This window comes from Brevundimonas sp. FG128 (assembly GCF_057809775.1).
The window spans coordinates 199,027-221,362 of the sequence record NZ_JBMDKP010000001.1; the positions used below are offsets into that span (position 1 = coordinate 199,027).

At 67.6% G+C, this 22,336-nt stretch carries 20 protein-coding genes and 1 other RNA gene; 8 read left to right on the forward strand and 13 right to left on the reverse strand.

Annotation, left to right across the window (positions count from 1 at the left end):
- Window positions 1-151: 151 nt before the first annotated feature.
- From ACODSC_RS01030 to ACODSC_RS01050, 5 genes are all read right to left on the reverse strand, one after another.
- Window positions 152-1,159, reverse strand: a complete 1,008-nt coding sequence (locus ACODSC_RS01030; RefSeq protein WP_488810979.1) for a mitochondrial fission ELM1 family protein — start codon at window positions 1,157-1,159, stop codon at window positions 152-154.
- Window positions 1,150-1,623, reverse strand: coding sequence for a transcription elongation factor GreA (gene greA, locus ACODSC_RS01035; RefSeq protein ID WP_488810981.1), 474 nt, complete (start codon window positions 1,621-1,623; stop codon window positions 1,150-1,152). Before greA ends, ACODSC_RS01030 begins: the two co-directional genes overlap by 10 nt.
- A 147-nt stretch (window positions 1,624-1,770) precedes the next feature.
- Window positions 1,771-1,971 (reverse strand): hypothetical protein, encoded by a 201-nt coding sequence (locus ACODSC_RS01040; protein WP_488810983.1) that lies wholly within the window; start codon window positions 1,969-1,971, stop codon window positions 1,771-1,773.
- A gap of 54 nt (window positions 1,972-2,025) precedes the next feature.
- Window positions 2,026-2,691: a glutathione S-transferase family protein gene (locus tag ACODSC_RS01045; protein WP_488810985.1), complete on the reverse strand. Its 666-nt coding sequence runs from the start codon at window positions 2,689-2,691 to the stop codon at window positions 2,026-2,028.
- A 60-nt stretch (window positions 2,692-2,751) separates the two neighbouring features.
- Complete coding sequence (locus ACODSC_RS01050; protein WP_488810987.1) at window positions 2,752-2,988, reverse strand: cysteine protease; 237 nt, start codon at window positions 2,986-2,988, stop codon at window positions 2,752-2,754.
- A 126-nt stretch (window positions 2,989-3,114) separates the two neighbouring features.
- On the opposite strand from ACODSC_RS01050, the gene ACODSC_RS01055 reads away from it, so the two are divergent.
- Window positions 3,115-4,398, forward strand: a complete 1,284-nt coding sequence (locus ACODSC_RS01055; RefSeq protein ID WP_488810989.1) for a dicarboxylate/amino acid:cation symporter — start codon at window positions 3,115-3,117, stop codon at window positions 4,396-4,398.
- On the opposite strand, the gene ACODSC_RS01060 is transcribed toward ACODSC_RS01055, so the two are convergent.
- The 3 genes from ACODSC_RS01060 to ACODSC_RS01070 form a co-directional block, all read right to left on the reverse strand.
- Window positions 4,388-4,672: a DUF1294 domain-containing protein gene (locus tag ACODSC_RS01060; RefSeq protein ID WP_488810991.1), complete on the reverse strand. Its 285-nt coding sequence runs from the start codon at window positions 4,670-4,672 to the stop codon at window positions 4,388-4,390. The two genes, ACODSC_RS01055 and ACODSC_RS01060, sit on opposite strands and share 11 nt — an antisense overlap.
- A 64-nt stretch (window positions 4,673-4,736) precedes the next feature.
- A complete protein-coding gene (carB, locus tag ACODSC_RS01065) occupies window positions 4,737-8,033 on the reverse strand; it encodes a carbamoyl-phosphate synthase large subunit (RefSeq protein ID WP_488810993.1) in 3,297 nt (1,098 codons plus the stop codon).
- 25 nt (window positions 8,034-8,058) lie between these two features.
- Window positions 8,059-8,373, reverse strand: coding sequence for a hypothetical protein (locus ACODSC_RS01070; protein ID WP_236547491.1), 315 nt, complete (start codon window positions 8,371-8,373; stop codon window positions 8,059-8,061).
- Between the two features lie 282 nt (window positions 8,374-8,655).
- Here ACODSC_RS01070 and ACODSC_RS01075 point away from each other — a divergent pair, with 282 nt between their 5' ends.
- Window positions 8,656-11,718, forward strand: a complete 3,063-nt coding sequence (locus ACODSC_RS01075; RefSeq protein ID WP_488810995.1) for a TonB-dependent receptor domain-containing protein — start codon at window positions 8,656-8,658, stop codon at window positions 11,716-11,718.
- Window positions 11,719-11,801: 83 nt separating this feature from the next.
- Window positions 11,802-12,593: a hypothetical protein gene (locus tag ACODSC_RS01080; RefSeq protein ID WP_488810997.1), complete on the forward strand. Its 792-nt coding sequence runs from the start codon at window positions 11,802-11,804 to the stop codon at window positions 12,591-12,593.
- Here ACODSC_RS01080 and ACODSC_RS01085 read toward each other — a convergent pair.
- On the reverse strand, window positions 12,584-13,288 hold the full coding sequence (locus ACODSC_RS01085) for an HAD family hydrolase (RefSeq protein ID WP_488810999.1): 705 nt from the start codon (window positions 13,286-13,288) through the stop codon (window positions 12,584-12,586). The two genes, ACODSC_RS01080 and ACODSC_RS01085, sit on opposite strands and share 10 nt — an antisense overlap.
- A 41-nt stretch (window positions 13,289-13,329) precedes the next feature.
- Here ACODSC_RS01085 and ACODSC_RS01090 point away from each other — a divergent pair, with 41 nt between their 5' ends.
- Both ACODSC_RS01090 and ACODSC_RS01095 read left to right on the forward strand, forming a co-directional pair.
- Entirely contained in the window at window positions 13,330-14,040 is a 711-nt protein-coding gene (locus tag ACODSC_RS01090) for an SDR family NAD(P)-dependent oxidoreductase (protein ID WP_488811001.1), read from the forward strand.
- Window positions 14,041-14,090: 50 nt separating this feature from the next.
- Window positions 14,091-15,359 carry a S41 family peptidase gene (locus ACODSC_RS01095; protein WP_488811003.1) on the forward strand — a complete coding sequence of 423 codons (1,269 nt, stop codon included), beginning with the start codon at window positions 14,091-14,093 and terminating at the stop codon, window positions 15,357-15,359.
- Between the two features lie 6 nt (window positions 15,360-15,365).
- Here the strand turns inward: ACODSC_RS01095 and ACODSC_RS01100 are convergent, their stop codons facing one another.
- The 4 genes from ACODSC_RS01100 to tkt all read right to left on the reverse strand — a co-directional run bounded on the left by ACODSC_RS01100 (window position 15,366) and on the right by tkt (window position 21,292).
- On the reverse strand, window positions 15,366-15,599 hold the full coding sequence (locus ACODSC_RS01100) for a YbdD/YjiX family protein (RefSeq protein WP_488811005.1): 234 nt from the start codon (window positions 15,597-15,599) through the stop codon (window positions 15,366-15,368).
- Window positions 15,592-17,679, reverse strand: a complete 2,088-nt coding sequence (locus ACODSC_RS01105; RefSeq protein ID WP_488811007.1) for a carbon starvation CstA family protein — start codon at window positions 17,677-17,679, stop codon at window positions 15,592-15,594. Before ACODSC_RS01105 ends, ACODSC_RS01100 begins: the two co-directional genes overlap by 8 nt.
- A gap of 253 nt (window positions 17,680-17,932) precedes the next feature.
- Window positions 17,933-19,129 carry a formate-dependent phosphoribosylglycinamide formyltransferase gene (gene purT, locus ACODSC_RS01110; RefSeq protein ID WP_488811009.1) on the reverse strand — a complete coding sequence of 399 codons (1,197 nt, stop codon included), beginning with the start codon at window positions 19,127-19,129 and terminating at the stop codon, window positions 17,933-17,935.
- A gap of 171 nt (window positions 19,130-19,300) precedes the next feature.
- On the reverse strand, window positions 19,301-21,292 hold the full coding sequence (tkt, locus tag ACODSC_RS01115) for a transketolase (RefSeq protein WP_488811011.1): 1,992 nt from the start codon (window positions 21,290-21,292) through the stop codon (window positions 19,301-19,303).
- 95 nt (window positions 21,293-21,387) lie between these two features.
- Here tkt and ACODSC_RS01120 point away from each other — a divergent pair, with 95 nt between their 5' ends.
- The 3 genes from ACODSC_RS01120 (at window position 21,388) to ssrS (ending at window position 22,229) form a co-directional block, all read left to right on the forward strand.
- Window positions 21,388-21,684 (forward strand): hypothetical protein, encoded by a 297-nt coding sequence (locus ACODSC_RS01120; protein ID WP_488811013.1) that lies wholly within the window; start codon window positions 21,388-21,390, stop codon window positions 21,682-21,684.
- Window positions 21,684-22,004 carry a cell division protein ZapA gene (locus ACODSC_RS01125; RefSeq protein ID WP_488811015.1) on the forward strand — a complete coding sequence of 107 codons (321 nt, stop codon included), beginning with the start codon at window positions 21,684-21,686 and terminating at the stop codon, window positions 22,002-22,004. The genes ACODSC_RS01120 and ACODSC_RS01125 overlap by 1 nt, the downstream gene beginning before the upstream one ends.
- 62 nt (window positions 22,005-22,066) lie before the next feature.
- A non-coding RNA gene (gene ssrS / locus ACODSC_RS01130) (6S RNA) lies at window positions 22,067-22,229 on the forward strand.
- Window positions 22,230-22,336: the final 107 nt, after the last annotated feature.

Below are 22,336 nucleotides of genomic sequence, written 5' to 3' on the forward strand. Positions count from 1 at the left end.
TGCGCGATGGTCGTCGCGTCACAGGTGCGACAGGACAGAGTGCACTGTCGCCGCCACTTTTTTTTTTTAAGTGCACTTTCGTGCACTTTCGCCACGCGCGATTGCGAGCCGGGAGCGGATGTGGGGCGTGGCCGGGCCGAGGGCAAGAGGCCTATCTGGCGCGCATCGCTTCCAGCACCGCGCGCGCCGCGCGGTCGGTTTCGGCGAGGGGATCGTAGGTCCAGCTTTCCAGCGTGCCGTCGAACGGACGGGTCGCGCCCCGGGCGTTCAGGTCGTCGTGCAGGCGGGCGAACTTGTCGCCGGATTTCAGCGGAATCATCGGCAGGATGTGGACCGGCTTGCCGGTCGAGGCGGCTTCGGCGGCCATGTTGGCGCTGTCCTCGGTGACCAGCACGTGGTCGGCGAAATGCAGGAAGCCGAACAGGGGGTTGTCGCCGGTCCCGTCCCAGATCCAGCCGGGCAGGTTCGACAGGCGCGCAGTCATGGCCGCCTTGGCCGCGTCCGGCGTGCGGCGCGAGAAGGTCAGCATCAATGAGCCGCCTGAAGCGCGGACGGCGTCGGCGATCTGGTCGGCCAGGTCGGCGGCATGGGCCTCGGGCAGGTCGAAGGCCCTGGACTTGCCGCCGATCAGCACGGCGACGCGCGGATGGGGCAGGGGGGCGATGCGGTCGGCGAAGGCGGGCGCAGCCTGGGCTATGCGCTGCGGCGTGACGCGGTGGGGCGAGCCGACGATCTCGAAGACATTGTCGCCCGACAGTTCGTCATGGGCGGGGGCGACGATCAGGTCGTAGCGGTCGTTGGCCCAGCGCGGATCCTGGGTCTGGACGACGAAGGTCTTGCCGCCGCTCCAGGCCTTAGCGCGGGTGGAGAGTGGAAGTGTGGCGCGACCGGTGGCGATCCACAGGTCGGGCCATTGATCGGCATTGGGGGCTGTCAGAGGCGCGGACGCCAGCATGGCCGGGGTCTTCAACGCCGAAGGCAGGCGGTCAAACAGCGGCCGCCAGCGGATGTGTTTGATCGCGATCTCGGCCGGGGTCAGGCGCTGGACGGCCTCGGCGAGGCCCAGCGCCTGGTTCTCGATGCCGGCGCGGCCGTCGGAGACGACCCAGAGGGAAAGGGGGCACGCTGACGACGCCCCCGCCACCGCTGTTACTTCCACTCGACCTTGAGGATTTCGTAGGCCTTCACGCCGCCGGGGGTGTTGACCTCGACGACGTCGCCGACCTCCTTGGAGATCATGGCGCGGGCGATGGGCGAGGCGATGGAGACCTTGCCCTTCTTCACGTCGGCCTCGTGCTCGCCGACGATCTGATAGCGGGCCTCTTCCTCGGTGTCCTCGTCGACCACGGTGACCGTGGCGCCGAACTTGACCTGGCTGCCCGACAGTTTGGATACGTCGATGACCTGGGCGCGGCTGATCTTGTCCTCGATCTCGGCGATCTGGCCCTCGATCCAGCCCTGCCGCTCCTTGGCGGCGTGGTATTCGGCGTTTTCAGACAGGTCGCCGTGCTCGCGGGCCTCCGAAATGGCCGCGATGACGCTCGGCCTTTCGACCGACTTCAATTGCTTCAGTTGATCGTCGAGGACACGGTAGCCCTCGCCCGTCATCGGCACTTTTTCCATTGGTGTCGTGATTTTTCTGGTTCGCCCGGAGATAGGAAAGACGCGAAGTAGGCACACAAAAGGCCGCGGGGCGGGCGCGGCCGGGCATCAATACTAGGCGTTGTCGCCCTCGATTTCAAGGGCGGACGCCAACCCGCGCTATGCGGGTCAGGCGCGGGCGGGGGGATCCGCCTTGGGGTCGCGGTGGAGAACGCCCTTGATCAGGCTGTAGGCCAGCCAGGCCACGGCCGCGAGGCCCAGCAGCATGAACAGGCCCGACACCAGGGCGGCCCCGGCGGCCATGAAGGCCAGAACGAAGGCGACGGCGGCGCCGAGGCCCGCCACGATTTGAATGGTTTGAAGTCGCATGGCGTACCAACGTCCCCAGGGGCGGGGGGTTGCGCCCGGCGTCTCATAATCGGATCACGCGTAGGTGTAGGGGCCGCCGCGTTCCAGCGCCCGACCATAGGCGGGGCGGGCGTGGATCCGTTCGAGGAAGGCCTTCAGCCGCGGCTTGGTCGAGGCGTCGAAGGCGCGGTCGGCGCCGGCCTCGACGGGGAAGCTCATCATGATGTCGGCAGCGGTGAACTGATCGCCCGCAAACCATTCCGACCGGCCCAGCTCCGCCTCCCAGAAGGCGACATGGGTGCGCAGTTGCGGATCGACGAAGCCGGTCTGGGCCTTGGCGGCGATGCTTTTGACCAGGGGTTTGAGCAGGGCGGGCGCGCGGCGCGGCAGCATGCCGAACACCAGTTTCAGCAGCAGGGGCGGCATGGCGGACCCCTCGGCGTAGTGAAGCCAGTAGGTGAAGCGCCGACCATCCTCGGTCCCCGCCGCCGGGCGCAGGCGGCCCTGGCCGTGGGTCTCCAGCAGATATTCGACGATGGCGCCGGTTTCGGCGACCTTGACGTCGCCGTCCTCGATCACCGGGGACTTGCCGAGCGGATGGATGGCCAGAAGCTCGGGCGGCGCCAGGCGGCTGCGGGCGTCGCGCTCGTAACGGATCACCTCATAGTCCAGCCCCAGCTCCTCCAGCAGCCACAGGACGCGTTGCGACCGGCTGTCGTTCAGGTGGTGAACCTTGATCATGGGGCGTTTCCGTTCAGCGAGCCGCGACTATTCCGCGCCGCCGTCGGGGAAGTCTAGGCCCTATCTCGGCGCGCGACCGCTCCAGCGCGACCTGGGCTGCGAGCGCGTCTTGGGTTGAGGCTTTGGAGCGGCCTGCGGTCTCGCCTGGGGACGGGCGCCTTCGCGGTGGTTGCGCCAGACCTCATAGGCCAGGGTGGCGAGCGCCAGCTTGCCGGCGTGACGTCCGGCGACGCGACGGCCGCCCCTGGACAGCAGCAGGCCGCCGAGGAGGGGAACGAGCTTGTGCAAACGGGACATGGAATTCTCCTTTCCCGTCCCAACGCGCCCGGCGACGCGGCGTTTCGCGCTGCGACGACATGGGCTTAAGGCCGAGCTTAGAAGGTTTGGCGCGCGCAAAGCCGAAAGCGGTGCTAGCCCTGCGTCATGAACAGATCTCGCGTCGCCGCCTTCTTCACCTCCCTGAGCTTCTTCGTCGTCGCGGCCCTGGTCGCGGGCGTCGTCGTGGGCGCCCTGGCGCAGGGGGCGGATGCGCCCTGGCTGACCGGGTCGCTGGGCGTGGTCGAGAGCCTGGGGCAGGTGTGGCTGAACGCGCTGCGGATGACGGTCATTCCCCTGGTCTTCAGCCTGCTGGTGACCGGCATCGTCTCCATCGCCGATGCGGCCGCGACGGGGCGGATCGCCGTGCGGTCGCTGCTGGTGTTCGGCGTGCTGCTGGTCGGGGCGACAGTCTATGCGATCCTGGCGGGCCTGGGGCTGCTGGCGCTGTGGCCCATCGACCCGGAGGCGGGGCGCGCCCTGCTGGGCGGCGTTCCGCAGGATTCCATCGCCGCCGTGGGCGAGGCGGCGCGCACCGACGGACTGCGCGCCTTCCTGGCCAGCCTGGCGCCGTCCAACCTGGTCAAGGCGGCGGCCGACGACGGGGTGCTGGCGGTCGTGGTGTTCGCCGTCGCCTTCGGCTTTGCGGCGACGCGGATCAAGGCTGAGCTGCGCCGGCCGCTGGCGGGCTTCTTCGAGGCGGTGGCCGAGACCATGGTGGTGATCGTCCACTGGGTGTTGCTGGCCGCGCCGTTCGGGGTGTTCGCCCTGGCGCTGGGCGTCGGCTTGCGGGCGGGTCTGGGGGTGGCGGGGACGCTGACCCACTATGTCGCCATCGTCTGCCTGAGCCAGATCGGCCTGATCCTGATCATCTATGTCGTGGCGGTGGCGTGGGGACGGATATCGCTCCCCCGGTTCGCGCGGGCCGTGGCGCCGGCCCAGGTGGTGGCGGTCTCGACCCAGTCGTCGCTGGCCAGCCTGCCGGTCATGATCGAGCGGGCGCGCGACTGGCTGGGCGTGGCCCAGACCTCGGCGGGCCTGGTGCTGCCGCTGGCGGTGGCGGTGTTCCGCATCACCAGCCCGGTCGCCAACCTGGCGGTCTGTCTGTACGTCGCCCAGCTGAACGGGGTGGAGCTGAGCCTCGGGGCGCTGATCGCGGGCGGGCTGACGGCGATCGCCGTGTCCATCGCCTCGGTCGGTCTGCCCGGTCAGGTCAGCTTCTTCGCCGCCATCGGCCCCATCTGCCTGGCCATGGGGCTGCCGCTGGGCGTGCTGCCGCTGTTGCTGGCGGTCGAGGTGATCCCGGACATCTTCCGCACCGTCGGCAACGTCACCGCCGATCTGGCGGCGACGCGGATCGTGGCGGGGGAGGATGATCCCGCTACAGAATGACCCAGGCCGCGCCCGCCGCCAGCAGGATCAGGTGGAGGACGACGACAAGGCCGAACTGCGTCCTGAACGGCTCCTTGCGCGTCTTGTGGCGGAGCAGATGCTGACCCATCCAGGCACCCAGGCCGCCGATCAGACCGAACATCAGCAGGGTTGATTCAGGCGTGCGCCACAGGCCGGCCTTCGCCTTTTGCTTGTCCCTGGCGAAGGCGGCGAAGCCCAGGACTTCAGCGCACAGGATGGCGATCAGGGCGAGGTCGAGATTGGAGATCGGCATGTCCCTGGTTTCCGGCTGTCACCTGCTCTGAGCGTGCAGCCAGAAACCAGAGATTTCGTAAACGTCAGGCGTAGTCCTGGATCGGTCGGACGTCCAGGTCGCCGGCCTTGATGGCGCCGATGGCCTGGGCTGCCGCGAGGGCGCCGGCGGTGGTGGTGTAGTAGGGGATCTTCATCATCAGGGCGGTGCGGCGCAGTGAGAAGCTGTCCTGCAGCGACTGTTTGCCCGAGGTGGTGTTGAAGACCAGGTGGACCCCGCCGTTCTTCATGGCGTCCACGATGTGCGGGCGGCCTTCCAGCACCTTCTTGACCAGACCGACCTCCAGCCCCTGTTCGACTAGGTAGCTGTGGGTGCCGCCGGTGGCGATCAGGGTGAAGCCTTCGGCCAGAAGCGTGCGGGCTGCATCGACGATGAAGGGCTTGTCCTCGTCCTTGACCGAGATGAAGGCGCAGCCCGAGGTCGGCAGGGTGACGCCGCCGCCGATCTGGGACTTGGCGAAGGCGCGGGCGAAGGCGGGGGCCATGTCGGCCTCGCCCTCACGCTTCCAGTCCAGGCCCATGACCTCGCCGGTCGAGCGCATTTCCGGGCCCAGGATGGTGTCGACCCCGGCGAAGCGGGCGAACGGGAAGACCGCTTCCTTGACCGCGATATGGTCGTAGGGCTTGTCGGTCAAACCGAAGGATTTCAGCGGCACGCCGGCCATGACCTTGGCCGCGATCGAGGCGATGGGCTGGCCGATGGTCTTGGCCACGAAGGGCGCGGTGCGGGACGCGCGCGGGTTCACCTCCAGCACGAAGATGCGCGGGTTCTCGCTGTGCGGCTCTTCGATGGCGAACTGCACGTTCATCAGGCCGCGCACCTTCAGGGCCTTGGCCATTTCGGTGGTCTGGCGCTTCAGCTCGGCCACCGTCTCGGCCGACAGGGACCAGGGCGGCATGGAACAGGCGCTGTCGCCCGAGTGGACGCCGGCTTCCTCGATATGTTCCAGCACGCCGGCGACGAAGACGGTCTCGTCGTCGCACAGGGCGTCCACGTCCACCTCGGTGGCGCGGTTCAGATAGTGGTCGATCAGGACGGGGTCCGAGCCGGAGACGCGCATGGCCTCGTGGACGTAGCGGTCCAGCTGCTCGCGGTCGTGGACGATCATCATGCCGCGACCGCCCAGGACGTAGGAGGGGCGTAGCACGACGGGATAGCCGACCTCTTCGGCCTTCTGCGCTGCCTCTTCGGCGCTGCGGGCCAGGCCGTTGGGCGGCTGGCGCAGGCCGATGCCTTCCAGCATCTGCTGGAAGCGTTCGCGGTCCTCGGCCAGGTCGATGGAGTCGACGCTGGTGCCCAGGACGGGGATATTGTCCTCTTGCAGCGCGTGGGCCAGCTTCAGCGGGGTCTGGCCGCCGAACTGGACGACGCAGCCGATCAGGTCGCCGTTCGAACGCTCGACCTCGATCAGCTCCAGCACGTCCTCGGCCGTCAGCGGCTCGAAATACAGGCGGTCGGAGGTGTCGTAGTCGGTAGAGACGGTCTCGGGGTTGCAGTTGACCATGATCGACTCGACGCCGATGTCGGCGAAGGCGAACGCCGCGTGGCAGCAGCAGTAGTCGAACTCGATCCCCTGGCCGATCCGGTTCGGACCGCCGCCCAGGATGATGGCCTTCTTCTTGTTCGTCGGCTCGGACTCGCACTCGGGGATCTGGCCCAGGGCGCCGGTCTCATAGGTCGAATACATATAGGCGGTGGCCGACGCGAACTCGGCCGCGCAGGTGTCGATCCGCTTGAAGACGGGGCGGACGTTCAGGCCGCGACGGGCGGTGCGGACGGCCTTTTCGGTCGCGCCGGTCAGCTGGGCCAGGCGGGCGTCGGCGAAGCCCTTGGCCTTCAGGCGGCGGAACTCGGTCGGGTCGGTCGGCAGGCCCTTGACCCGGATATGGCCTTCCTCGCGCACGATGTCGGCGATCTGGCGCAGGAACCAGGGCTCGTAGGAACAGGCGGCGTTGACCTCTTCCACCGTCAGGCCGTGGCGGAAGGCCTGGGCGATGACGCGGATGCGGTCGGGGGTGGGGATGCCCAGGGCGCGGATCACGGCGTTGCGCGCGGTGTCGCCGTCGGCCCCCTCCACGCCGTCGATCTCGATCTCGTCGAAGCCGGACAGGCCGGTCTCAAGCCCGCGAAGGGCCTTCTGCATCGATTCCTGGAAGGTGCGGCCGATGGCCATGACCTCGCCCACCGACTTCATCGAGGTGCCCAGCAGGGGCTCCGAACCGGGGTATTTCTCAAAGGCGAAGCGCGGGATCTTGGTGACCACATAGTCGATCGACGGCTCGAAGCTGGCCGGCGTCACCTGGGTGATGTCGTTGGTCAGTTCGTCCAGGGTGTAGCCGACGGCCAGACGCGCGGCGACCTTGGCGATGGGGAAGCCGGTGGCCTTGGACGCAAGCGCGGACGAGCGCGACACGCGTGGGTTCATCTCGATCACCACCATGCGGCCGTCGGCCGGGTTGATGGCCCACTGGACGTTCGATCCGCCGGTCTCGACGCCGATCTCGCGCAGGACGTTGATCGAGCCGGTCCGCATCCGCTGATATTCCTTGTCGGTCAGCGTAAGCGCAGGGGCGACGGTGATGGAGTCGCCGGTGTGGACGCCCATTGGGTCGATGTTCTCGATGGAGCAGATGATGATGCAGTTGTCCGCCGTGTCGCGGACGACCTCCATCTCGTATTCCTTCCAGCCCAGCACCGATTCCTCGATCAGGACCTCGGTGGTCGGCGAGAGGTCGAGGCCGCGCAGCACGATCTCCTCGAACTCCTCGCGGTTGAAGGCGATGCCGCCGCCGGTGCCGGCCAGGGTGAAGGACGGGCGGACGACGGCGGGCAGGCCGACGAACTCAAGCCCGTCCAGCGCCTCTTCCATCGAGTGGGCGGCCTTGGAGCGGGGCGATTCGAGGCCCAGCTTGTCCATGGCGTCGCGGAATTTCTGGCGATCCTCGGCCTTGTCGATCACGTCGGCCTTCGCGCCGATCATCTCGACGCCGTACTTCTTCAGCGCGCCCGAGGCGTCCAGGGCCAGGGCGGTGTTCAGCGCGGTCTGGCCGCCCATGGTGGGCAGAAGGGCGTCGGGGCGTTCCTTGGCGATGATCTTCTCGACCATCTCGGGCGTGATCGGCTCGATATAGGTGGCGTCGGCCACCTCCGGGTCCGTCATGATGGTGGCGGGGTTCGAGTTGACCAGAATGACCCGGTAGCCCTCCGCCTTCAGCGCCTTGCAGGCCTGGACGCCGGAATAGTCGAACTCGCACGCCTGGCCGATGACGATCGGGCCGGCGCCGATGATGAGGATGGACTGAATGTCTGTGCGCTTGGGCATCGCCAGCTCTTCTTCTTATTGAACGCTAATGGGTCACGACCGCGCAGTCCCAGCCGTCGTAGTCCAGCTGAAACGCTGCGGCCCAGGTCTGCATCATGGCGGAGGTCGCGGCGAACGACGCCTCGTCCACCGCCATGGTGGTCTCAAGTGTGGTGGAATCGTCGGCGCCGCCGGTCAGGAAGCCCGCGCGACGCGCGACCTCGTTCAGGTCGCCGTGGTCGCCTTCGCCATAGAAGTAGAATCGCGTGTGACGCGGGGTCACGCCGCTGTCGCCCTGTTCGGCCAGCGCCGCGCGCACCATGGCGTCGCGTTCGTCATGACTGATGTCCGAGGCGTCCAAGGGGCTGCGTCGTCCTTCGTTCTCTACGCGCGCGAGAAGTCCCCGCAGAGCCTGGCCCTGCGACGCTCACGTCTGCTTGTCGGTTAAGCGGCCCGTTTAGAGAGGGAGGGGCGAGGGGGCAAGCGATTCAGCGCGGATTCACACTGTCTTTTGCGTGAGGCGAAAATGACACAGGAGGGTCATGAAGTGGTGTGAAATGTGGCGTGATTATTGTGAACTGAAGGCAGAGGTTCATAACGTTGCTCCCTTAACTACTTTCGTATTCAGCGAGCATTGTTCCTTATGGCCTATCGCAACGGATTGTTCGGCACGTCTGCCCTAGTTGGCGGCGTGCTGGCCGCCTTCGTCGTCGCCTCGCCTGTCCTGGCGCAGCAGGCAGCTGCTGCCGATCCCCAAGCGACCGATGACCAGGCCGCTCAGGAAGTCGAAGAAATCGTCGTCACCGGTTCGCGCATCCCGCGTAACGAGTTCACCAGCGCATCGCCGGTTCAGGTGCTGACGTCCGAGCGCGCGGAACAACGCGGCATCAGCGATACGGCTCAGTTCCTGCAATCCTCCACCCTCGCGGCGGGCTCGCCGCAGGTGAACTCGGCCATCTCCAGCGCCTTCGTCACCGACGGTGGACCGGGCGCGGCGACCATTTCGCTGCGCGGCCTGGGCGCCAACCGGACGCTGGTGCTTCTCAACGGGCGTCGTGCAGGCCCGGCAGGCACACGCGGCGGCGTGTCGTCGTTCGACCTGAACGTCATCCCGCAATCCGCCATCAACCGCATCGACATCCTGAAGGACGGCGCCTCGTCGATCTACGGCTCCGACGCCGTCGCCGGCGTGGTGAACCTGATCACCGACCAGAACCGCGACGGCGGTGAAATGTCCGCCTTCGCCACCGTACCGTTCGAGAGCGGCGGCGAGCAGTTCAACATCTCAGGTTCGTTCGGCAAGACCTTCGGCCGTGGCCACATCAACGTGTCGGCCGACTACTATCGTCAGGAAGCCCTTCGCGCCGGCGACCGCGATTACCTGACCTGCACAAATCAATATGTGTTCGAGCCGGGCACGCGTAACCGCGCAGACCGCATCGACCCCCGCACGGGCCAGCCGCAGTGCACCGACTCGCCCTGGGGGCAGGTCTATGTCTATGGCAGCGATTTCTCGGGCCGAGCCGGCCGCTTCCAGTATGACTATGACGGCGACCTGGGTCAGTATATCCCCACGCGCCCGACCGACCCGGCCGTTTCGGCCATGTATCCGACCGCGCCCGCCGGCTTCTATCTGGTGAACTACGATACGCCCTCGCGCGCCGTGACGAACAACCTGCCGGAATTCGCCAAGGACGCGTCGGTCATTCCTGAAGTGGATCGCTACACCGCCTTCATCGAGGGCGCTTACGACCTCGGCGGCGCCGAGGTTTACGGCGAGTTCCTGCTGAACCGCCGCGAGAGCCGCACGGACGGTTTCCGTCAGTTCTGGAATTACACCTACACCGCTGACTTCCTGGACTACTTCTATGGTCCAGGGGCGGGCGGGGACCCCGTCACTGGCTTCACCGGCCCAAACATTCTCAGCGCCACGCCAATCACCGACCACTTCGACCAGTCGCAACGCGTCGACTATATGCGCGGCGTCGCCGGTATCCGCGGGGACCTCAGCGTCGGCCCGTTGAAGAACTGGAAGTGGGACGTCTTCGTCCAGTACAGCCGCTCGGACGGCGACTATACGTCCGACGTCATCCTGCAGGACGCCGTCGACTCGACCAGCTTCAAACGACCGATCTTTGATGATCCGGACACGCCGGAGAATGAAGCACGTCCTGCCAGTTGTGTGGGACAGACCTTGCCCGTCAGCGGACGCCAGTGCATCGATGTTGACTTCACCGATCCCGACTTCCTGGCCGGCCGCCTGACGGACGAGGAGCGCGCCTTCCTGTTCGATACCGAGACGGGCAATACCCTTTACGAACAGACCTATGTCGAAGGCTTCATCGGCGGGGATGTGATGGAGCTGCCGGCTGGTCCGCTCGGCTTGGCCCTGGGCTTCCATCTGCGTCGTGACGAGATCAATGACACGCCGGGCGACGTGACGCTGGCGGACAACAGCTGGGGTCTCTCGGGTTCGGGGATCACTGCAGGTTCGGACGAAACGCGTGAAGTTTACGCCGAGCTGTCCGTCCCGCTTCTGAGAGACGTGCCTTTCGCACGTGAACTCGATCTGTCCCTCTCCGGCCGCTACACGGACACCAAGACCTCGGGCGACGCCAATACCTACAAGGTCGGGCTGAACTGGGAACTGGTGGACGGCATCCGGTTCCGCGCGTCGCACGGCACCTCGTTCCGCGCTCCGGCGCTGTTCGAGCTCTATCTGGCCGACCAGACCGGCTTCCTGGCCCAGCGTTCTATCGATCCGTGCCTTAACCTGGACAACAGGCTGGCGGACGGTTCCGTCTCGCAACAGGTCTATAACAACTGCACCAGCGCCGCCGGGCCGGGCGGCGGTGTTGACGGCTCCTATGCGGGCGCTCCCTCTTCGGCGGAAATCGTGACGGGCGGCGGCCTTGGCGTTCTGGAGCCGGAAACGTCCGAAGCGACGGTTCTGGGCGTGATCCTCACGCCGCCGAACAGCGGGCTCAGCGTTGCGGTCGATTACTTCGAGATCGAAATCCAGGACGAGGTTCGCAACCTCGGCGCTGCAGGTATCCTGGGCGCCTGCTACACCTCGGACAACTTCCCGTCCGATCCGATCTGCAGCCAGTTCGATCGCGATGAGAATTCCAGCGGCATCACACAGGTGCGGGATTCCTATCTGAACGTCGCCGAGCAAACGAACCGCGGTCTGGACTTCACCGTTCGCTACATCACCGACACGCCGTGGGGTGAGCTGACGCTGGACAGCCAGACGACCTGGACGCTGGAAGATCGCACGGCCCTGTTCGAGGACGCCCCGGTCGATCCGCTGGGTCGTATCGGTAACCCGGAACTGGTCGGCAACATCAACGCCAGCCTGGCGCATGGTCCGTGGACGGCCTTCTGGGGCTTCGACTGGATCGGCAACCAGGACAGCCGCTTCGACTACATCGACGACAACGGCGACCTGTTCGAAACCATCGACGGTCGTCGGGTCGAAGTGAAGGCCGTCGCCGAGTTCACCAGCTTCCACAGCGTCTCGCTGAGCTACGACAGCGACAACGGCTGGCGTGTCAGCGGCGGCGTGTCGAACCTGTTCGACGAACTGCCGCCGGCGGCGAGCTCGTTCGCCACCTCCGTTCAGGGCAACTCGGTCTTCGGATCGCAGTACACCGAAGCCTTCTACGGCCGTCGTGGCTTCCTTCGGGTGAGCAAGACCTTCTAAGGTCGTCATTCCTGGGAACAGGTCACGGGGCGGCGGAGCGATCCGCCGCCCCGTTTCATTTTCGGCATCGCGAGGAAACCGGCATGGCCCGTATCGGCGGCATCCCCGACACCCTGGACGAACAGGTCGTCCGCTTTTCCCAACGCCCGCTGGAGCAGCCCGTGCTGCTCAACAGCGTGCCCAAGGGCGGAACCCACCTGCTGCGCAACATCATGCGGATGTTCGTGCCGGTGGAGCAGCACTACAACGCCGACTTCGTTCAGGTGCCCAACATGCATCTGCACCTGGAGGCCTTCAATCCGCATGCGCCGAGGCTCAGCGCCGCGCACCTGCTGTTCAGCGACCAGTCCTGGGCCAATGTGCGGACCGCCAAACATATCCTGATGGTGCGCGATCCCTATGACTGGGTCCTGGCGCGGGCGCGGTTCTTCGTGTCGGAGGAGTTCCAGCAGGACAATATCGCGCACCTCAAATCCGGCGTGTTCTCGGCCGACGCCCTGATCAACATGATGATCTTCGGCATCCATCAGAAATCGCCCGGACTGATCGATATCTTCACGCACAACGCGGCCGCCTGGCTGGGCACGGGCGTGCATCTCATCCGGTACGAGAATCTGCTGGGCGCGGTTAAGGACATCGAGTCGCCAGAGGCCGATGCGCTGTTTGCGGACCTGTTCGAGGCCTGCGGCATGGAGCGGCCTGACGACTGGCGCGAGCGGGCGACCATCGGCGCGGACCGGCGCTACAGCCGCACGGCCAGGGAAAACCTCAAGCCGGCCAATGCCATAACCTTCCCGGCCGAGCTGTCGCCCACCCAGAAGGCCTTGGTGGACTACAACGCGCCGGGTCTGCGGGCGCTGCTCGGCTACGCCTGATCGGCGATCGCCGCGATCCAGTCGGGCAGTTCGCCGATGCGGGACAGGGAGACGTAGCGGGGCTCGTTTTCGGGGGCTTCGGCCAGTTCGTGGGCCCAGGTGACATGGTAGGGGATGTGGACGCCGAAGGCGCCGGCGGCGATGGCGGGCAGGACGTCGGACTTCATCGAGTTGCCGGCCATGACGGCCTCGGCCGCGCCCGTGCCGTGGCGGGTGAAGACACGGTCGTAGGTGGCGCGGTCCTTTTCGGAGACGATCTCGACGGCGCTGAAACGGTCGCCCAGGCCTGAGGCGGCCAGCTTGCGTTCCTGGTCCAAGAGGTCGCCCTTGGTGATCAGGACGAGGCGGTATTTCTCGGACAGTTCGGCGACGACCTCGTCGACGCCGGGCAGGGTCTCGACCGGGTGGGCCAGCATCTCGCGGCCGGCGGCCAGGATCTCGCGCACCACCTCGGGCGGGGCGCCGCCGTCGCACAGCTCCATCGCCGTCTCGATCATCGACAGGGTGAAGCCCTTCACGCCGTAGCCGTAGAGGCGCAGGTTGCGTTGCTCGGTCTCGGCCAAGCGCGCCTCGATGGTCGCGGCGTCGCCGTGGTCGTCCAGCAGATCGACGAACCGCGCATGGGTCAGGCGGAAGATCGTCTCGTTGTGCCAGAGGGTGTCGTCGGCATCGAGGCCGACCGTGGTGATGCTCATGCCGCGCCCCTATCATGGGACGACGGCGGAGGGGAGACGGCATGAACGGATCGGCGGTGGTGATCGGGGCGACGGGCGGGATCGGCCGGGCGATGGTCGAACGGATCGTGAGCGGCGGAGCGTTCGACACGGTCTGGGCCGTGTCCCGTGCGGGCGCAGACGTGGCGGGCGCGCAAGGCTTGGCGGCCGATCTGGAGGACGAGGCCAGCCTGGCGCGGGCCGCCGAACGGATCGGCCAGGGGGCGGCTCCGACCCTGATCGTCGTGGCGACCGGGGTGCTGCACGACGGGTTTCAGCCGGAACGGAGTCTGCGTCAGCTCGATGCGGATCATCTGATGCGCGACTACCGCGTCAACGCGGTCGGGCCGGCGCTGGCGGCGAAACACCTGCTGCCGTTGCTGCCGCGCGATCGGCGGGCGGTGTTCGCGGCCCTGTCGGCGCGGGTGGGGTCGATGTCGGACAATCGGCTGGGCGGGTGGCACGCCTATCGCGCGTCCAAGGCGGCGCTGAACATGATCCTGCGCAATCTGGCGATCGAGATGGGGCGCAGCCATCCGCAGGCGGTGATCGCCGGCCTGCATCCCGGCACAGTGGATACGGACCTGAGCGCGCCGTTTCAGAAGGGGGTGGCCGAGGGGCGGCTGTTCACGCCGGAGCATTCGGCAGAACGTCTGCTGGCCGTGCTGTCGGGCCTGACGCCGGCCGACAGCGGCGGGGTCTTCGCCTGGGACGGGGCGCGGGTAGCGGAATAACGCGCAGTCGTGACTTGAGCGAAAGGAGCGTCTGGCGTCAGATGCCGCCTATGCGCCTCAGAGGTTCCGCCCGGCTTTTCAGCGTTCTGTTGCTCAGCCTGCCGCTGTGCGGCGGGGCCATGGCCATGCCCTCCAGCTCGCCCCTTGCCGCCCTGGTCGCGGTCGCGCCGACGCGCGAGCGGGCGCGGCTGAACCAACGGGTGTTCGACCGGGTGTGGACCGAAGTCCGACGCGGCTATTACGATCCGAGCCTGCATGGCGTGGACTGGGACGCGGCGCGGGCGCGGTTCCGGCCGCAGGCCCTGGCGGCGTCGGACGAGCGGGGGCTTTACCGGGTCATAAACGCGATGCTGGACCTGCTGGACGACGGTCACGCCGCCGCCAGCCCGCCGGCCGCCGTGCGCCGCCAGGAGACGCAGTACGACCGCCGCGCCGTCATGGGGATGACGCTGATGCGGGGTGAGACGCCCGACGACTGGACCGTGGAGCGGGTTCGGGCCGGGTCGCCGGCCGAGGCGGCGGGCGTGGAGCTGGGCTGGACGCTGAACACGGTCGATGGCCAGCCGTGGGGGCCGGACATCGAGGCGCGCGAGGGACAGACGGTGCGGCTGGTCCTGACGGACGAGACGGGCCAGCGGCGCGAGGCGACGCTGACGCCGCGCGTCATGGAGGCGATCGAACCCTTCACGGCCGACAAGTCGCGGCCGGGGGTGCTGGTGCTGAGGGTCGAGGAGTTCGATCAGGGGCTGGGCCCGTGGATGGGCGGGGAGCTGGAAGGCCTGTCGGCCGATGTCGATGTGGTGCTGGACCTGCGCGGCAATCCGGGCGGCCGTCTGTGGGAGGCGGAATCGGTGCTGACCTGTTTCCTGCCGCGCGATCAGGCGTGGGCGACGCGGACGGGGCGCAACGGTCGCGGCGTCGTGTTGCGGGCGTCGGGAAACTGCGGCGACCAGCGCGACCCGGCGGCCAACGACGTGGCGGTCCTGGTGGACCAGGGCAGCCGCAGCGCCGCGGAACTGACCCCGGCGGCCCTGCAGGAGGCGCGGCGCGGCATCGTCGTGGGCGAAAAGACCGGCGGGTCGGTGCTGATCGCGCAGGAGACCAACCTGCCAGACGGAGGGCGGCTGACGCTCAGCCGCGCCGACTTCGTCACGGCCGGCGGCGTGCGGCTGGAAAAGCGCGGCGTCACCCCCGACGTGGCGGCGCCCCGGACCGTCACCCAGCGCCGCGCCGGCGAGGACCCGACGCTGGAGGCCGCCATCGCCGCGCTTCAGGCCGAGGATCGGGCGCGGGCCGAAGTCCCCGTCAGCGGAATCTAGATCCGTTCAGCAGCATTTGAAGCCGCCCGCGCCGCCGAAGCGGCGTTGCTCGTGCAGGCGGAAGAAGGCGGTCTTGTCCAGCGGCGGCTGGTCCGGATGGGTCGCCGCCGCGTGGCGGACATAGGCGTCGTAGTCCGGCTGGCCGATCATGGCGCCGGCCGTGCGCCGGACGCCGCGGCCCCACCGCGAGGCGGTGTCGCGGCACAGGCAGAGCAGGTCCTCTTGGCGAGCATCAGGCACGGGCCACGTCCGCCGCGTCGTCGGCCGCCGTCAGTTCATGGCTTTCGGGATACTCCCGCACGGTCGGCCGGTTGTTCAGATAGGCCTTGCGGCAGGCGAGCACGCCATAGACGACCATGGTGATCACCACGAACAGGAAGCCCGCCGTCAGGGTCGAGTTGACGTAGTCGTTGACCACGATCCGGTGCATGTCGCCGGCGGTCTTGGCCGGGGCGATCAGTTCGCCGGCGCCCAGGGCCTCCTGATACTTGCGGGCGTGGGACAGGAAGCCGATGCGGACGTCCGGGTGGAACAGCTTCTGGAAGCCGGCCGTCAGGGTGCAGATCAGCAGCCAGGTCGCCGGGACGACCATGACCCAGGCGAACTTCTCGCGCTTCATCTTGAACAGGACCACGGTCCCCAGGATCAGCGCGACGGCGGCCAGCATCTGGTTGGCGATGCCGAACAGCGGCCACAGGCTGTTGATGCCGCCCAGCGGATCAACCACGCCGGTGTAGAGGAAATACCCCCACAGGGCGACGGTGAGCGCCGTGGCGACGACATTGGCGCCCCAGGACTTGGTTTCGCGCATCCGGGGCACGGCGACGCCCAACAGGTCCTGAATCATGAAGCGGCAGACACGGGTGCCGGCGTCGACCGTGGTCAGGATGAACAGGGCCTCGAACAGGATGGCGAAGTGATACCAGAAAGCCATCATGGCCTTGCCGCCAATGACGCCCGACAGGATGTGGGCCATGCCGACGGCCAGGGTCGGGGCGCCGCCTGCGCGCGACAGGATGGAATGCTCGCCCACGTCGCGGGCCAGTTGTTCCAGCTCGCCGGGGGTGATGTGGAAGCCCCATTGGGCCACGGCGGCGGCGGCCGAGACCGCATCGTTGCCTATGACGGCGACGGGGCTGTTCATGGCGAAATAGACCGCCGGGTCCAGGACCGTGGCGGCGATCAGGGCCATGACGGCGACGAAGCTTTCGCACAGCATGGCGCCGTAACCGATCAGCGGGATCTGGTTTTCATTTTCCAGCAGCTTGGGCGTCGTGCCCGACGAGATCAGGGCGTGGAAGCCCGACACGGCGCCGCAGGCGATGGTGATGAACAGGAAGGGGAACAGGGCGCCGGCGAAGACCGGGCCGGTGCCGTCGATGAAGGGGGTGACGGCCGGCATCTGCAGATGCGGACGCACGATGATTATGCCGATGGCCAGGGCGACGATGGCGCCGATCTTCAGGAAGGTCGACAGATAGTCGCGCGGCGCCAGCAGCAGCCAGACCGGAATGACCGAGGCGATGAAGCCGTAGACCATCATCAGGATGGCCAGGGTCGGGCCAGTCAGGGTGAAGGCCGGACCCCAGAACGGGTCGGCCGCGACATGGCCGCCGCCGATGATGGCCAGGATCAGCAGGACGACGCCGATGACCGAGATCTCGCCGACGCGGCCGGGGCGCAGGAAGCGGGTGTACAGGCCCATGAAGATGGCGATGGGGATGGTGGCGGCGACGGTGAAGGTTCCCCAGGGGCTCTCGGCCAGGGCCTTGACCACGACCAGGGCCAGAACGGCCAGGATGATGACCATGATCATCAGGACGCCGACCTGGGCGATGATGCCGGGGATGTTCCCCATCTCGGTGCGGATCATGTCGCCCAGCGATTTGCCGTCGCGGCGGGTGGACATGAACAGGACCATCATGTCCTGCACCGCCCCCGCCAGCACCGCGCCGACCAGGATCCACAGCACGCCGGGCAGATAGCCCATCTGGGCGGCCAGCACCGGCCCGACCAGCGGCCCCGCGCCGGCGATGGCTGCGAAATGGTGACCGAACAGGACGTTCCTGGGCGTCGGCACATAGTCGAGCCCGTCGTTGCGGCGCATGGCCGGCGTCAGGCGCGACGGCTGCAACTGCATGACCTTGTTGGCCAGGTAGCGGGCGTAGAAGCGATAGGCGATGGCGTAGGTGCAGACGGCGGCGACCACCATCCAGACCGCGCTGATGCTCTCGCCCTGATGCAGGGCGATGATGCCGAGGGACACCGCTCCCAGGATGGCGATGGCGCCGAAAATTATGGGTGTGCTGAGTTTGCCCACGACAGATCCCTCCCGGCCGGCTGACTGCGGCCCTCCCCTCTGATTTGCACCACAATGCGGGACAAGGCCAATCGACCAAAGTCGTAGAAAGGCGGTGTCAGACGTCTACTCCCCATTTCATGGGGAGGCGGCTCGGAGCGGAGCGGAGCGACGGAGGGGCTGTTCGCGTCATCACTGGCGTTTGTGAGGCTTCAAGAGCCCTCCACCACGCTACGCGCGGTCCCCCTCCCCACAAGTGGGGAGGAGACGGTCGCTAAGCCCGGACCACCTTCACCCGCCCGGCGGCTTCGCGGGCCCGTTCGCGGGCTTCATCGACATCGGCGCCGCGCGCGGTAGCGACGCCCATGCGGCGGCGTTCATAGGCTTCCGGCTTGCCGAACAGGCGCAGGTCGGCGGTGGGGACGGACAGGGCCTCAGCCACGCCTTCGAAGGCGACGCCTTGCGCCTCCATGCCGCCGTAGATGACGGCGCTGGCGGCGGGTTCGCGCAGGGTCACGTCGACGGGCAAGCCCAGGATGGCGCGGGCGTGGAGAGCGAACTCGCTCATGGTCTGGCTGGCCAGGGTGACCAGGCCGGTGTCGTGGGGGCGGGGCGAGACCTCGGAGAACCAGACCTGGTCGCCCTTCACGAACAGCTCCACGCCGAAGACGCCGAGACCGCCCAGGGCGTCGGTGACCTTGCCGGCGATGTCTTGCGAGGCGGCAAGCGCAGCGGGGGTCATGGCCTGGGGTTGCCAGCTCTCGACATAGTCGCCCTTGACCTGGCGGTGGCCGATGGGGGCGCAGAAGTCGGTGCGGGTCTCGCCGTCGGCGCCGCGCGAGCGGACGGTCAGCAGGGTGATCTCGAAGTCGAAATCGATCCGGCCCTCGACGATGACGCGGGCGCCGGCGACGCGGCCGCTGTCCTGGGCGTAGGTCCAGGCGTCGGCGATCTCATCGGCGCTTTCGACGAAGGATTGCCCCTTGCCGGACGAGGACATGACCGGCTTGACGAAGGCGGGATAGCCGACGGTCTCGGCGCCGGCCGCCAGTTCCTCGGCTGAGCCGGCGAAGGCGTAGGGGCTAGTCGGTAGGCCAAGCTCTTCGGCGGCGAGACGGCGGATGCCCTCGCGGTTCATAGTCAGTTGCACGGCGCGGGCGGTGGGGATGACCACGGCCAGGCGGGCGGCCTCGATATCGGCCAGAACCTCGGTGGCGATGGCCTCGATCTCGGGCACGATGAAGTGTGGGGCCTCGGCCAGGATGACGCCGTTCAGCACTTGAGGATCGGTCATCGGGATGACGTGGCTGCGGTGCGCGACCTGCATGGCGGGGGCGTTGGGGTAGCGATCGACGGCGATGACCTCGACGCCGAGCCGTTGCAGCTCGATGGCGACCTCCTTGCCGAGTTCGCCGGAGCCGAGAAGCATGACGCGGACGGCGGTGTCGGAGAGGGGGGTGCCGAGGGTCATCGTCTGCTCCACAAGCTTCCCTCTCCTGTTGGGAGAGGGCTTGAGCGCACGGCGGCGAAGCCGTCGTTCTTGCGCGAAAGGGTGAGGGTCGGGTGGTGCGAACTGGCCTACCGGCCGACCCTCATCCGGCCCTGCGGGCCACCTTCTCCCAACGGGAGAAGGGCCGGTTGGTTACAGCCGCGCCTTGACCGCCGCGACGACGGCGTCGGCGGTGATGCCGAACTTGTCGTACAGCACTTCGGCGGGTGCCGAGGCGCCGAAGCCGGTCATGCCGATGAAGGCGCCGTCCTCGCCGATGAAGCCTTCCCAGCCTTGCTTAATGGCGGCCTCGACGGCGACGCGGATCGTGCCGCGGCCGATGACCGAGGCCTGGTAGGCGGCGTCCTGTTGCTCGAACAGTTCGAAACAGGGGACGGAGACGACGCGGGTCGGGACGCCTTCGGCTTCAAGCGTCTCGGCGGCCTTGAGCGCCAGGGCCAGTTCCGTGCCGGTGCCGAACAGGGTGGCCTTGGCCTCGCCCGAAGCGGCCTTGATCTCATAGGCGCCCTTGGCCGAGAGGTTTTCCGTGCCCGCGACGGTGCGGACGGCCGGGGTCTTCTGGCGCGACAGGGCCATGGCCGAGGGTGAGGTCCGGGTCTCCAGCGCGATCTTCCAGCATTCCATGGCCTCGACCGTGTCGGCGGGGCGGAAGACCAGCAGGTTGGGGATGGCGCGCAGGGCGGCCAGATGTTCGACCGGCTGGTGGGTGGGGCCGTCCTCGCCCAGGCCGATCGAGTCGTGCGTCAGGACGTGGATGGCGCGGACCCCCATCAGGGCGCCCAGACGGATGGCCGGGCGGCTGTAGTCCGAGAAGACCATGAAGGTGCCGGCATAGGGGATGACGCCGCCGTGCAGGGCCAGGCCGTTCATGGCGGCGGCCATGCCGAACTCGCGGATGCCCCAGTTGACGTAGCGACCTTCATACGACGGCGCGTCCAGGATCGGGGTGCCGGCGACGAAGGTGTTGTTAGAGCCGGTCAGGTCGGCCGAGCCGCCGATCAGTTCGGGGATGGCGGCGAAGACCTGGTCCAGGGCGGCGCCCGACGACTGGCGCGTGGCCTGGGCCGGCTGGGTCTCGATCAGTTCGGCGATCTTGGCGTTCAGGGCGTCGAAGGCGCCCTCGGGCAGGTCGCCCTTCATGGCGCGGGTGAAGTCGGCGGCCTGACCCGAGGCGGCCAGGCGGGCCTCCCACTTCTTGCGGTCCTTGGCGCCGCGACGACCGACCTTGGCCCAGGCGTCGGCGATGGTCTGGGGCATTTCGAAGGGCTCGTGATCCCAGGCCAGGCCCAGGCGGGTGGCGGCGATCTCGGCCGCGCCCAGGGCGGCGCCGTGGGTCTTGTGGCTGCCTTCCATGGTGGCGGCGCCCTTGCCGATCTTGGTCTTGCAGGCGATCAGGGTCGGCTTGTCCTGGCGGGTCGCCCATTTCAGTGCGGCCTTGATGGCGTTCATGTCATGGCCGTCGATGGCCTTGACCGCCCAGCCGGCGGCCTTGAACCGGGCCTCCTGGTCGGTGGTGTCCGACAGGCTGACCTTGCCGTCGATGGTGATCTCGTTGTCGTCCCACAGGACGTGCAGCTTGTTCAGCTTGTAGCGGCCGGCCAGGGCGATGGCTTCCTGCGACACGCCTTCCATCAGGCAGCCGTCGCCGGCGACGACCCAAGTGCGGTGATCGACCAGATCGTCGCCGTATTTGGCGGCGAGGTGACGCTCGGCCATCGCAAAGCCGATCGAGGTGGCCAGGCCCTGACCCAGCGGACCGGTGGTGACCTCGACGCCGGGCATGTGGCCGTATTCGGGGTGGCCGGCGGTCTTGGAGCCCCACTGGCGGAAGTTGGACAGTTCTTCCTTGGTCGCGGCCTTATAGCCGGTCAGGTGCAGAAGCGCGTAAATCAGCATCGAGCCGTGACCGGCCGACAGGATGAAGCGGTCGCGGTCGGCCCAGTCGGGGCGGCTCGCGTCGAACTTCAGGAACTTCGAAAACAGCACCGTGGCGACGTCGGCCATGCCCATGGGCATGCCGGGGTGGCCCGACTTGGCCTTCTCGACGCCGTCCATGGCGAGGACGCGAATGGCGTTCGCCATCTGCTCAGGGGTGGCCTTGGGAGCGGTTTTGGCGTCGGTCACGGCGAGACCTTTCGTCGGAATGCGGAAATTCAGGGGCGCGCCGCCTTTACCCCGACGCGTCCTCGGGTTCTATACGGAATCTGAAGGAGCGACCGATGGCAGACGCCACCACGGCCGCACGGGCGCGTATCGACCGCGCCCTGGCCGAACTGGAACGCAAGGTCCTGGAGCTGAAGGCGCGCCCCGCCTCGGCGCCGGCGATCAGCGACGACGACCTGTTCGCGCCCCGTTCTTCGGATTCGGGGGCCGGGGATCAGCGCGTCGCCGAGCTGGAGGCCGCCGGGCGCGAGGCGTCGCAGGCCCTGGCCCGGGCGGCGGCGGCGGTGCGCGAGGTCCTGAGCCAGGACAACTTGGCCCAGGACGACGACGAGACCGAAAGCGAGGCCGGCTGATGGCGACGGTGACGGTGGAAGTCAACGGGCGGCCCTATGCGGTGGGCTGCGCCGACGGTCAGGAAGAGCGGGTCCGCATCCTGGCCAAACAGTTCGACAACCAGGTGCGTCAGGTGGCCCAGGACGTGGGGCACGTCGGGGACCTGCGTCTGTTTTTGATGTCCGCCCTGATCCTAGCCGACGAACTGCACGAGGCGCGCCTGAACGGCGGCAAGGCGGGCGCGTCCTCCTTTGCTCCGGCGCCGGCTTCGACCGACGGGGTCGCCGAGGCGCTGAACGCCGTCGCCGCGCGGATCGAGAAGATCAGCCAGGGGATCTGATCAAGATTTGATCGTGGGCGCTGGCGTAAGGCGTGGCGAAGGCCTATCTTGCTCGACGGCGGGTCTTGCTGCGGCCCACGTCGAAGGCATACATTTCCTCGCGACCTTAATTCACTCAAAGGGATCTGTCCCTGTCCGGGCTCGAGGGCCTGGGCATATGGAGCCCACCTGGCTACCCAGGTTCGAGAGGATTTAAACGCCCTTCACGGTTCTTGCGGCGCCGCCAACCTTCTCTCTTTTTTGTGTGCTACCGCTCGCCGCGCGGCGGCTCGCTGCCTGAGCACGTTTGTGCGCTATCGCTCGCGACGCGGTTGCTCCCTGCTTGAGCGCGC